We start from the raw sequence: 13,031 nt of genomic DNA, 5'->3' as shown, positions 1-13,031 counted from the left end.
GTCTGCGGCGGGCCCGCAGGTTAAATTAACGTGAGGCGAGCGCCAGCGGCGGGGCGCGGGGATGGAAGCAGTGAGGAACAAAGCGGGCGACGACCGGCTGGAACAGCGGCACGTCCGGCAGCGTGGCAGCCTGTAATGAAGACCACAGCAGTGGCAGCGTCATCAGATCGAGGGGCAGATGAACCAGCAGAACGCAGTAGCCGCAGGCATTGTCATCCATCATGGACATCGGATGGTGTCGGGGCAGGGCCTCCGCATCGCCGGTGTCCGCCATCTCATGATGTACAGCGGGCATCTCAGACATGTCCATCATCATGCCATGATGCATCATCATCCTGCTTTCACCGCCACGCACCTGCGCCAGTGATTTAGAGATCACCGGTGCAACGAACAGCAGCAAAATAGCCAGCAGGGCCAGCCAGGCGGCAGGACGGCTGCGGGTGGCAGAAAATGAGATCAGTGACACGTCTTTTCTTTAAGCAGGAATACCCGGCGGGAGTGTACTTGAATTTGCAGCCGTAGGTAAAAGTAATCTCTTTTCTGGCGGCCTGGCGTAATAAAGCGGGGTATTTTTCCGTACCAGTGGCGACTATATACTTGGGGTATTATCTTAACTATTTCTACTTGTTTCTGGTTAATTCCAGTGGGGTAATTTGACTTATGGTGATTTATGTATTTTTTCTTAAATATAGAATAATGCATTGATTGTTAACGAATTAATTATGAGTTTTACCGAAGTGCATTCCCTTTTGCCTGGTGCTTTTGTATTCAAAAATGTCAGTCAAATGTAAGTTTAATGTAAGTTTAGGAACAATCCTGGAAGAGAAATCGTTAAAGTACCTGGCATCAACATCGTATAAATAATAAACCTTGCTCAGGGCAACACTATGCTACGGATTGCGTCTGGAAAAGACGGGGTAACCCCTGCACGTCTCAGTAGTCTGGCCGTTATTATTAGTTTATTTCACGCAGGAAGCGTGGCCGCTGCCACGGCTGGCGATCAGCAGCTGATTAATCAGCAGGAACGTCAGCGTGCTGCGGAACGTCAGCTGACGCCGCCCGCCCCGGACGTGCGTTTACAGGCACCAGGCAGCTTCTTCAGCCGCCTTCAGTTCCCCAGCGAACAGCCCTGTTTCCCGCTGCAACACATTGAGTTGCAGGGCCGGGATGCCTTCCCGCACTGGATGCCACTGCAAAAGCTGGCCGATCAGGCGCAGGGGCAGTGCCTCGGCGGGAAGGGGATCAACCTGCTGATGAGCGCCCTGCAGAATCGCCTGGTGGATCATGGTTATGTCACCGCCCGCGTGCTGGCACCGCCGCAGGATATTAACAGCGGCACGCTGAAGCTGATGCTGGTACCCGGAAAGGTGCGCAACATCCGCCTGACGCCGGACAGCGATCGCTACATCCAGCTTTATACCGCTCTGCCTTCCCGTTCCGGAGAGTTGCTGGATCTGCGCGATATTGAACAGGGACTGGAAAATCTGCAGCGCCTGCCGACCGTACAGGCGGATATGCAGATTGTTCCCGGTGAGCAGCCGGGGGAAAGCGATATCAACGTCAGTTGGAAACAGGCCCGCCACTGGCGGCTGGGCGCGTCGCTGGATGATTCCGGCAGCAGAAGCACCGGACGCTATCAGGGCGGCGTGACGCTCTCCGTGGATAACCCGCTGTCACTCAGCGACCTGTTCTATGTTTCAGCCGGTCAGGCTTTGCAGCCGAAAAGCGACCGCGACAGTAAAAATACCCTGATCCACTACTCCGTCCCCTTCGGTTACTGGACGACCGGCGTCACCTTCAGTGACTACGACTATCGTCAGTCGGGGCTGGGAACCGGCTTCGACTACCGCTACAGCGGCAAGAGCAAGAACCTTAATTTCCAGCTGGGACGCGTTCTGCACCGCAGCGGCAGCCAGAAAACCTCTTTTACTTATGAGGTGATGACACGCGAATCCAGTAACTACATTAACGACACAGAGATTGAGCAGCAGCGGCGTCAGACCTCTGCCTGGCGCCTGGGCTTACAGCATCGCCACTATATCGGTCAGGCCACGCTGGATGCGGGTGTCAGCTATCAGCGCGGTACCCGCTGGTTTGGTGCCCAGCCTGCTCCGGAAGAGAATTTTGATGAAGGCACCGGGCTGGCGAAGATTATTCAACTCTCCCTGCAGCTGGATGCACCGTTCGAACTGTGGGGGCAGTCCTTCCGCTATAACGGCCAGTTCCAGCGTCAGATGACCCACTCCCGGCTGACGCCGCAGGATCAGATGTCCATTGGTAACCGCTGGACGGTGCGTGGTTTTGACGGGGAATTTACCCTGAACGGCGACGAAGGCTGGTACGTGCGTAATGACATCGCGTGGCGAACCCCGTTACCGAATCAGGAAATTTACCTGGGTGCGGACTATGGCGAAGTGAAGGGCGGTATTGATTATCAGGTTGGGCGTCATCTGGCGGGCGGCGTGATTGGCCTGCGCGGTAATGCCTTTAATACCGGCTATGACCTGTTCGCCGGGGTGCCGTTCTCTAAACCGGACGGTTTCAGTACCAGCCCGGTCACCCTTGGTTTCAATCTGAGCTGGCAATACTGATATGGCGATCCCGGTGAAGGGTTTTCAGGTTATTTCCCCGCTGCTGAGTGACACCTTCAGCGAGTCCGAAGTGCTGGGGACCAGCGTCTGGCTGTGGATGCACTCGGCGCAGCATCGTGACATTCCGCTCAGCGCGCTGCCGACGCTGCTGCTGCCCGCCATCAAGCACCAGCAGTTTGCGCTGGCGATACGTGACGGCAGGCCGGTGTTTTTCCTCAGCTGGGCGTGGATGGATGAAGAGGCGGAGCAGCGTTATCTCACGCAGTCCGGCATCCACGTACAGGAACGGGACTGGAACAGCGGTGACCGCCTGTGGATCCGCGACTGGATTGCGCCGTTCGGAGATCAGCAGGCGCTGCGCCGGCTGGTCGGCGGCACGCTGTTTCCGCACCACTGCGTACGTTCGCTGTATCACAAAGGCGAACAGCGTGGTTTGCGCGTTATGAATTTCCGTGGCGATGCGGTCACGCATCAGGAATTTGCACGCTGGCAGCGCGAAACGCCGCTGGCAAGCCGTTAACTGGAAGGGATGAACCCCGGTGAATAAGAATCTTTATCGCGTAATTTTCAACAAGGCACGCGGCCTGTTGATGGTGGTGGCTGAAAACGGTCGTGGTCACGGCAAGGGTCCGGCGGCCAGCGGCGAAGGGCATACGCTCAGTCAGCTGATTGGGCAGTTGTCACCGCTGGCGTTCTTCACTCTGGGCGTGCTGGGCATGGTAGCGCTGCAGCCCCAGGCGCAGGCGGCAGGGATCGCCGCAGACGGTAAGGCGCCTGCCGGCCAGCAGCCGATGGTCGGCAAGACGGCCAACGGGACGCCGCAGGTCAATATTCAGGCCCCGAGCGCGGGTGGCGTGTCGCGTAACACCTACAGCCAGTTCGACGTGGATAAAAAAGGCGTGGTGCTGAACAACTCCCACCGAAACGTGCAGTCGCAGCAGGGAGGCTGGGTATCGGGTAACCCTTACCTGGCGCGCGGTGAGGCAAAAGTCATTCTGAATGAGGTGAACTCACGCGACCCCAGCAAGCTGAATGGCTATATCGAAGTGGCCGGTAAAAAAGCCCAGGTGGTGATTGCTAACCCTGCCGGGATCACCTGTGAAGGCTGCGGCTTTATCAATGCCAACCGCGCGACGATGACCACCGGTAAAGCGATTATGCAGAACGGCCAGATTGCCGGTTATCAGGTCAATGGCGGCGAGATTGTGGTCAAGGGGGCCGGTCTGGACAGCAGTCGCCAGGATTACACCGACCTGATTGCGCAAACGGTCAAAGTGAACAGCGGTGTCTGGGCGAAAGACCTGAAGGTGACGACCGGCAAAAACCGTGTCAGCGCCGACGGGGAGAGCGTCAGCAAAAATGCCGGGACAACCGATGATAACGCGGTGAAGCCGGTGGTGGCACTGGATGTGTCCGAACTGGGTGGCATGTACGCCGGAAAGATCCGACTGATCGGTACGGAGCGCGGTGTCGGCGTGCGTAACGCCGGGACCCTCGGTGCCCAGGCCGGCAGCGTCACTATCAGCGCTGACGGACATATTGAAAACAGCGGCACCGTGAATGCCAGCGATGATATTCAGGTCAGCGGCAGCGGGTTGAGTAACAGCGGTACGCTGTATGCCCAGCGCGACATGAAGGCCACCGTCAGCGGTCAGTTGAACAATGCGGGTATGATTGTGGCGGCGCGGCACACCAGCGTCGGCGCAGGCGAGATCGACAGCAGCAAAAAAGGCGTGTTTGGTGCCGGGGTGAAGAACGCGGGCAGCCTGGGGGAAAGCGGCGATCTGACCCTCGCCAGCAGCGGAAAACTGGCCAGCCATGGACAGAACCTGGCGGCAGGCAAACTGGCGGTGACGGGGACAGATATTGATCTCAGCGACAGCCAGAGCAGCGGGGCGGAGGTGGCGGTGACAGCCGGGGGCGTGCTGAACAACGATCGCGGCGCAATCTCTGCCACCCGGGGCGATCTGACGCTGACCAGCGGCCAGTTAACCAACAGCGGGGGCTCGGTTTATGCCGGACGTGATGTGAGCGCCAGCGTCAGCGGGCAGCTGAGTAATGACGGGCTGATTGCTGCCGGTCGCGATACGCACGCCCGCGCCGGAGAGATAAGCAGCGGAATAAATTCGGTCTTTGGCGGCGGTATTAACGCTGACGGTAGCGTGAGACAAAGCGGCGATCTGACGCTGACCAGCAGCGGTAAACTGGCCAGCCACGGGCAGAATCTGGCGGCGGGCAAGCTCAACGTACAGGCCGCAGACATTGACCTGAGCGGCAGCCGCAGCGCGGGTTCGGCGGTGACGGTGACAACACCGGGAGCGATCAATAACGATCGCGGCATGATCTCCGCGCTGAGTGGCGATCTCTCGCTGAATGGTGCCCAGCTCGACAATAACGGTGGACGGCTGGAGTCCGCAGGGAATGTGCAGGTACGTAGCGCAGGCCTCAATAACGTCGGCGGAACGGTGGTCGGCCAGCAGTTGACGCTGGAAACGGGCGGCCTGGCGCTGAACAACCAGAATGGCGGTATTGCCGCCGTGGAGAACGCAACGCTGACGGCGGGCGCGCTGAATAACGAGGGCGGCAAAATCATTGCCGGGAAAAACCTCAATGCCAGCCTCCAGTCGGTGAACGGCAGCGGGCAACTGCTGTCTCTGGGCGATATGCAGCTGGGCGTTAACGGCGACTTCACCCATACCGGCAGTACGCTGGCCAATGGCAACCTCGACCTCAGTGTGCAGGGCTCGCTGGATAATGCCGGTCAGCTGGGCGCGGGCCAGCAGTTAGCAGTGACGGCGGCCAACCTGAATAATCAGCAGAGCGGTGACATCAGCGGACAGAGCACCGATCTGAATATGGCCGGCAGCCTGACCAACCGGGGCATTATTGATGGTGTCGAAACCGTGCTGAAGGCGGGGACGGTGAATAATATCGGCACCGGCCGCATTTACGGCGATCACCTGGCGATTCAGGCCGGGGAACTGAATAACCTGACCGAAGGCGAAAGTGCGGCGACAATCGCCGCCCGTCAGCGTCTGGATCTGGGCGTCGGCACACTGAACAACACGGCCCACAGCCTGATCTACAGCGGTGGTGAGATGTCGATTGGCGGTCAGCTGGATGAGAATGATGCCGCCGCAGGGCGTGCCACCACCCTCAACAACCACAGCGCTACCATTGAATCCGCCGGTAATATGCTGATCAATACCGGCACGCTGAACAACATCAATGACCATTTTGCCACCCAGATGGTACACATCTCGGAGGAGCAGAAAGAAGAATATATGGTGCCGTCGCTGAACAACGGCGTCCATTACGGCACCAACGACTACGACATTACCTTCTCGCACAATGAAGTGCAGCACATCTGCATTAACGGTGTCGTGTGCAAACAGGATCACTACTATCAGTATGCCTATACGCAGAATACCTGGCAGGAACAGGTCACCGAATCCGATCCTGCCCAGATCATTGCGGGCGGCAGCCTGGGGATCAACGCCGACAGTACCCTGAACGATAAGAGCCGTATTATCGCCGGGGGCGATCTGCTGATCAGCAATGCCAACCTGAAAAACGTGGAAGTGGCTGGCACATTACTGGTGCAGAAAGTGGGACAGGTGATCGAATGGGATCGCATCCACAAGAAAGGGCATGATAAACAGAAACGCGATGCTTCACCTTATACGCCGCCGGATGAAATCCAGTCTATTTCTCTGTCACCGGGCGTTGTCAAAGGCAATACCCAGGTACAGAGCAGTGCCCCGACGTTAGATGGCTACAGCCTGGGCCTGCTGAACGGCGGCGATCTGGCTTCCCTGCCGGGTGGCCAGCGTATTGAAATTGCGGGCCAAACGGATGCGACGGTCATCCGTTCGCAGGTACCGGACACCACGCTGCCGGAAAACAGCCTGTTCAGTCAGCTACCCTCCGCCTCCAGCAGCTACCTGATCGAGACCGATCCGCGCTATACCAACCAGAAAACCTGGCTCAGTTCCGACTTTATGCTGTCGCAGTTACAGTCCGATCCGGATATCACCCAGAAACGCCTGGGCGACGGCTTCTATGAACAGCGCCTGGTGCGCGAGCAGCTGGTGGAACTGACCGGCGATCGCTATCTGGCGGGCTATCAGAGTGATGAAGAGCAGTACAAGGCGCTGATGGAATCTGGCGTGGCCTTCGGTAAAGCCTTTGGTCTGGTACCAGGCGTGGCGCTGACCGCCAGTCAGATGGCCAACGTGACCAGCGATATGGTGTGGCTGGTGGCGCGCGATGTCACGCTGGCCGATGGCAGCCGTCAGAGCGTGCTGGTGCCGCAGGTCTATGCGCAGGTTAAACAGGGCGACATGGACGGCAGCGGCGCACTGCTTGCCGGACGCAACATTGCCATCGGCGTCAGCGGTAACATGCTCAATACCGGACGGGTCAATGCCAGCCAGCTGTTGAGTATCAGCGGGGATACGATCACCAACGTCGGCGGTATTATCAGTGGCGGCAGCGTGCAGCTGCTGGCCAACACGGATCTGACCAATAACGGCGGGCTGATCCAGGCGCAGAATTCGCTGGTAGCCAGCGCGGGACGCGATCTTAACCTCGTATCGCAGACCACCCATACGGAAAGCACCAACGGCAGCAACCGCTTTAGTCGCGACACGGTGTCGCGCGTGGCTGGCATGTACGTGCAGCAGGATGACGGCAAACTGGCGCTGCAGGCGGCACGCGACGTCAATCTGCAGGGAGCGAAAGTGGTCAACGCCGGGGAAAACAGCCAGACCACCGTGGTCGCCGGGCGCGATATTAATCTGACGGCGGTGAATTCTGGCAGCAGTGACAACATCGTCTGGAATAAAGACAATCACCTGAGCCAGAGTACCACCACCGCACAGGGCAGTGAGATCACCGGCGCGGGCAATGTGCTGATGCAGGCGGCCAATAATATTACCACAGCGGCCGCCAGGCTGAATGCGGGCAACGCGCTTAACCTGAGCGCCGGTAACGACATCAGCATCGGTACGGCAGTTGAGCAGTCGTCGCTGGATATGGCGTCGAAGGTTAAGGGATCAGGCTTCCTGTCGAGCAATACCACCACTACTCGCGCCGGGTTTAACCAGCAGAGCGCCGCTGCCAGCAGTCTGGGTGGGGACAACATTACGCTGTCGGCCGGGCATGACCTGGGCGTCAGCGGCAGTAATGTTGCCGCAGATGATTCACTGACGATGAAAGCAGGTAACAATCTGACGGTGGGCACGGCTCAGGAGAGCCGCGACGGCTGGGCAATGACGAAGAAAACCAAGTCAGGCCTGTTGAGCACCGGTGGCATTGGCTTCACTGCCGGCTCCATGATGAATAAATCCACCGATGAAACCACCGGACTGACGTCGCAGGGCAGTCAGCTGGGATCGGTCAGTGGTGATACCACGCTGATGGCCGGTAACGATCTGCAGGTTAAAGGTTCAGAAGTGATCGCCGGGAATGATATCAACCTGGTTGGCAAAAACGTGGAAATCAGTTCGGCAGAGAATCGCGCCAGCAAACATTCCACGACTGAATCGAGTTCCAGCGGACTGACGCTGGCCCTGTCCGGTGCGGTGGGTACCGCACTGAATACGGCGAAAACGATTTCCGAGATGGAAACCGATAAGCAGGATGACCGCGTGGCACGTTTGCAGCTGGTCAAAGCGGGCCTGGACGGTTATCAGGCGGCCCAGGCTGTACGCGGCGCGGTTCAGGATCCGACTAACACCAGTTTTGTCGGCATCAGCCTGTCTCTGGGCATGCAAAAAGCGCAGAGTGAAAGCCAGAGCGACCAGATGACATCGGCAGGCAGCGCGATTCAGGCGGCAAAAAATCTGAATATCTTCGCGACCGGCAGCGACAGTCCGGCTCAGGATGGCGATATTCTGGTGCAGGGCAGCCAGCTGCAGGCGGGGAATGAGATGCTGTTATCCGCTGCGCGCGATATCAACCTGCGGTCGGCAGAAAACAGCCAGGTCTCCAGCGGCGACAAGAGTAGCGGTGGGGGGGCGATTGGTGCCAGCCTTGGCGTGGGGTCCGGTGGTGCCGGGCTCAGTATTTTTGCTAATGGAAACAAAGGAAAAGGTAGCGAAAACGGCGACGGTCTGACCCATAACGAAACCACGCTGGATGCGGGTAACAAAATCACGCTGCTCAGCGGCCGCGATACTACCCTGACCGGGGCGCAGGTCAGCGCCGATCGCATCGTGGCGGATGTCGGGCGCGATCTGACCATCACCAGCGAGCAGGACAGCAATAACTACAAGTCGAAAGATCAGAATATCAGCGGCGGCCTGAGCTTCACCTTTGGCACGATGACGGCCAGCGGCAGCCTGTCGATCACCAACAATAAGTTAACCAGTAATTACGAAAGCGTGCAGGAACAGAGCGGCATCTTCGCGGGGGACGGCGGCTATGACGTGACGGTCGGCAATCACACCCAGCTTAACGGGGCGGTGATTGGCAGCACCGCCGATGCGGCGAAGAATCGCCTGGATACCGGCACGCTTGGTTTCAGCGATATTCAAAACCAGGCCGATTATTCGGCTTCGGGCGTCAGCCTGGGGATGTCGAGCTCCTTCTCCACCAAAGATAAAACAGATGAATCGCTCCCGGCTGACCAGCAACCGGTGAAACGTACTGTCACGGAGCAGCTTGGCGATAACCTGGCGCCGAATTCGATGTCGGCATCCCGTTCCAGCGGCAGCGGCGAGAGCACAACTTACTCGGCGGTATCTGACGGCACGCTGATTGTGCGGAATCCGGAGGCGCAGCAGCAGGATGTCGCCACCCTGAGCCGCGATGTTGAGCATGCCAATCAGACGCTTAGCCCGATCTTTGATAAGGCAAAAGAGCAGAAGCGCCTGCAGAAAGTGCAGTTGATTGGTCAGGTTGCCAGCCAGACCGTCAGTGCGGCGATCGCCGAGCGCGAATACTGGGCGCTGGAAGCCGGAATTAAAGAAGCGGGTGAAGCGCCGGGTGCGGATGCCACTATCAAAGATCGCGAGGCTTACTGGAATCGGGTGCGGGGTAGCGACACCTACAAAGATATGATGGCCGACTACAAGGACGACGGCAAAATCAAGATGGCCGCAGATGCCGCCGTGACCGCCATTACTGCGCTGGCGGGTGGGGATGCCAGTAAAGCGCTGGCCCAGGCGTCTGCTCCTTATATGGCCGGTGTCATTAAAGATCTGACCCTTTCGGATCCGAAAAATCCAACGGCAGAAGAGATCGCCACCAATGCCTTTGCCCATGCAATCCTCGGTGGTGTGGTGGCAGAAATGAGCGGACAAAATGTGGCGGCCGGTGCGCTGGGCGCTGGAGGCGGTGAACTGGCGATCCGCACGATTCATAACGCGCTCTATCCGGAAGTGGCCACCAGCGATCTTAACGATCAGCAGAAGGGCACGATTAAAAACCTGGCGTTGATCGCGTCCAGCATTGCCGGTGCCATCGGTAGTGGCGATAGCGTAGGTGCCGCAGAAGGGTACGCGAACGGTAATAATGCGATTGAGCATAATTACCTCAGTGCCGGCGAAGCGGAACGCAAAGCGGTACTGGAGCGTAAAGAGCGGTTGGGGACGTTAACCGCTGCGGAGTCCAGTGAGCTGAATGCGACCCGCACGGTTGATAAAGCCCGCGATCAGGCAATCAAAGACGTTTGTACTAACGGAAATAAAGGTGGTGCGGCGTGTACTGCGCTGGTAAGCAAGGCACAACAGGCGCTGGATACCTACGGGGAAAGCGTCAGCGTACGTATGCTGTACAGCGAGCTGTATCCTCAGGATGCGGCTAATGCCAGTGCCATTATGTCAGGCGTCGATGCCGGAAGCGTCACGCGTGACAGAGCGATTACGGCTATCGCCAGGGATTCGGGTAAAAGCTGGGATGAAATTGCGGAACGCTACGATACGGTGATGCAGCTGCACGCTATTACGGTATCACTCGCCAGCGTGTATATGCCGGGGAGTGTAAAAACGCCTGCCGTATCGCCAAAAACATCCACTAACGCCAATATAATGGAAGAAGCGGCGGCCCTGAAGCGCATTGCCGATAACAATACAACGGCAACCGATCTGAGTAGCAAAACGACGGGAATGGTGTTCCAGCAGCAGGCGCAAAAGAAGATCAATGATCTGGCAGCAATGTATAATGACGCCTCTCTGCCACCGAAAGACTTCTCACTGTCGATAAACGGGAAAACGTTAATGGCTGATCCAACGACCAGTATCGGTGCGCCGGTATTTAAAGGGGCCTCTGAGGCTGATGTGAAGACCTACTTCCAGCAGATTTCAGGCGCGGAAGTGCTGCCGGCGGCAAAAGCCATCCCCGGTAAAGGAACGCTTTACTCCGTTAAAGTGACCAGTGGTGCCAATGCCGGGAGTACCATGACGCTGAGAGATTTCTCGAATTCCACCGAGCAGACCGGGGCTAAATGGACCATTGACGTAATTACGCCGTCCATTAATAAAGGGAAAAAAGTGGAGATGAAATTCCAGTGAACAGAGAGAGCATTTATCAGGCGGTGATCGCCAGCGCCCGGGGTCTGTCGCTCGGCGCTGTCTGGCAGCATCTTGAGGTCGAATGTCGTGGCATGGCTGATAACAGCGCCCTGAGAAAAGCACTTTTCTTTGAACTGTTGCAACAGCTGATGACGGCTGGTCAGGTTCGCCTGGCCTGTAATGGCGTCTACCTGACGGGTACGGTTGAGGAACAGCTTCAGTGCCTGAAAGATGCCTGGCCACAGGCGGACTCTGACGATGAGTTAGACGATTTGGATGAAACCGGCTTCTGGTTCCTGGCGAAAGCGCCGGCGGGGCTGGTGTGGATCACCCCTGAGGGGCAGGAAGTCTGGACATGATACTGCGGAGTGAGACGATGCCTTATCAACGTATCTTGCCGCTGGCTGCGTTTCTGCTCAGCGGCTGTAGCCTGCTGCCACAGCAGGAGTTCTTTACTCCGCCTCCAGCGGGTGCGGAAGTCGCCATGCTGCGCATTATGGGCAGCACGGAGAGTAATGCGCTGTATCAAATGGACAACGGTAAACTGCGCGGGGGGCTCATCCGTGAAAGCAGTCTGGTGTTGCGTAATACGCAGGATCAGGGCATGCCCAGGGTGAGCGGTAAGGAAGCGACCTACACCAGTGATTATTTTGAAACGCCGGTTTATGCGGGCCGAAAAACCACGGTGTATCACAGTTACAATCGCGGTAAGAACCGCTGCATGAATATCGTTAGCTTTGTCCCGGAGAAAGGACATTATTATCAGTTGAGTCAGGCGGTCGATCTGAAAATGTATCGCTGCCGTGCCTGGCCGAATGAACTGGTCAAAGACGCGGGCGGACAATGGGTGTTGAAACCCATTGCCAACGTCACTTACGGCAATAAATATCTGCCGCAGGATGGCGGCTGGCAGAAAATGGTGCGGCTTGTCACCGAAGAGTAAGCCTGACGCGCGTCAGTGGCTGGCCGTGTCGGGTATGCGGGCCAGTGAAGACCTCTTCAGTTGGGCCCGTTTTGTCGCGTATACCGAGTTGTTGTGGCAGGACCGCGCCCTGGTAGCGGATACCGACGCCTGGCAGAGCCTGTGGTTTGAACTGGAGATCGTCAATGGCCTGGCGCTGGCGGAGTGGGATGAACAGGGGCGTCCCGTCCATGGATTGGCAAGCTGGCGTGAAAATTATCAACAGGAAGCCAGGTCGCTGGCAACTGAGCTACTGGCTCTGATCCTGCCTGATACCAACAGGGAGGCACATTGAGGTATCGTCAAACAGCGCTGTCCCTGTCCCTGCTGCTGGCCTCCATCAGCGGTTGTAGCCAGTTTCCGCATAATACCTTTTTCACTCCGCCTGCCGCGGGTGAGAATACCGCCTCGGTGCGTATTGTCGGCGGCACTGAGCAGGCCTCCATTGAGCAGGAAGTCAACGGCCAGAGGACGGGAGGGCTGGTGCGCAGCAGTGAGTTTGTCCTGACCCATATTCAGGATCGCGGGATGCCGGTGGCCAGCGATCAGGACAAATCGTCCTGGAGCGACTATTACGAAACCCCGGTGGTGGCAGGTCAGAAAACTATCATCGGTCTGGCCTATGACGGCGGCAACAACCAGTGCAGCAGTACCATGAGCTTTGTACCGAAGAAGGGGCACAACTATCAGTTCGGGTTGCAGGTTGACGTACGTCTGCGCCAGTGCCGCGGTTTGCCGTACGAGTTGAAGCAGAATGCTGCGGGACAGTGGCAGCTGGAACGCATCAGTGATGTCACCTGGGGCGGGCAATATGGCCATGAAGATGCTAACTGGAAAAAGATGCCGGACAGGCTGGTGCCCCCGTCTCCCCCTGTTGACCTGCGATGAGCCCTGAGACCCTCACGCCATCAGAGCTGCAAAGCAGCGGTGGGGTCTGAAACCCATTACCAGTGTGTCTTACGG

At 57.8% G+C, this 13,031-nt stretch carries 8 protein-coding genes; 7 read left to right on the top strand and 1 reads right to left on the bottom strand.

What is annotated here, in order from left to right:
* Window positions 1-25: 25 nt before the first annotated feature.
* Window positions 26-466: a DUF2946 family protein gene (locus K6L24_RS18300; protein ID WP_062745420.1), complete on the bottom strand. Its 441-nt coding sequence runs from the start codon at window positions 464-466 to the stop codon at window positions 26-28.
* Between the two features lie 421 nt (window positions 467-887).
* On the opposite strand from K6L24_RS18300, the gene K6L24_RS18295 reads away from it, so the two are divergent.
* The 7 genes from K6L24_RS18295 to K6L24_RS18265 are packed head-to-tail and all read left to right on the top strand — an operon-like array spanning window position 888 to window position 12,956.
* Window positions 888-2,591 (top strand): ShlB/FhaC/HecB family hemolysin secretion/activation protein, encoded by a 1,704-nt coding sequence (locus tag K6L24_RS18295; RefSeq protein WP_222681702.1) that lies wholly within the window; start codon window positions 888-890, stop codon window positions 2,589-2,591.
* Window position 2,592: 1 nt separating this feature from the next.
* Entirely contained in the window at window positions 2,593-3,111 is a 519-nt protein-coding gene (locus K6L24_RS18290; RefSeq protein WP_062745415.1) for a toxin-activating lysine-acyltransferase, read from the top strand.
* A 19-nt stretch (window positions 3,112-3,130) separates the two neighbouring features.
* The gene (locus K6L24_RS18285) at window positions 3,131-11,107 is read left to right on the top strand and encodes a two-partner secretion domain-containing protein (protein ID WP_222681701.1); all 7,977 of its coding nucleotides are present in this window, start codon (window positions 3,131-3,133) and stop codon (window positions 11,105-11,107) included.
* On the top strand, window positions 11,104-11,466 hold the full coding sequence (locus tag K6L24_RS18280) for a DUF596 domain-containing protein (RefSeq protein ID WP_240043779.1): 363 nt from the start codon (window positions 11,104-11,106) through the stop codon (window positions 11,464-11,466). The genes K6L24_RS18285 and K6L24_RS18280 overlap by 4 nt, the downstream gene beginning before the upstream one ends.
* A gap of 17 nt (window positions 11,467-11,483) precedes the next feature.
* A complete protein-coding gene (locus tag K6L24_RS18275) occupies window positions 11,484-12,050 on the top strand; it encodes a hypothetical protein (protein ID WP_137269105.1) in 567 nt (188 codons plus the stop codon).
* Window positions 12,034-12,363: a hypothetical protein gene (locus tag K6L24_RS18270; RefSeq protein WP_198427162.1), complete on the top strand. Its 330-nt coding sequence runs from the start codon at window positions 12,034-12,036 to the stop codon at window positions 12,361-12,363. The genes K6L24_RS18275 and K6L24_RS18270 overlap by 17 nt, the downstream gene beginning before the upstream one ends.
* Complete coding sequence (locus K6L24_RS18265) at window positions 12,360-12,956, top strand: hypothetical protein (protein WP_191927743.1); 597 nt, start codon at window positions 12,360-12,362, stop codon at window positions 12,954-12,956. Before K6L24_RS18270 ends, K6L24_RS18265 begins: the two co-directional genes overlap by 4 nt.
* Window positions 12,957-13,031 lie beyond the last annotated feature (75 nt).

It is taken from the genome of Erwinia persicina, from assembly GCF_019844095.1.
Lineage (GTDB): Bacteria > Pseudomonadota > Gammaproteobacteria > Enterobacterales > Enterobacteriaceae > Erwinia > Erwinia persicina.
This window is presented reverse-complemented; position numbering and strand designations above follow the sequence as displayed.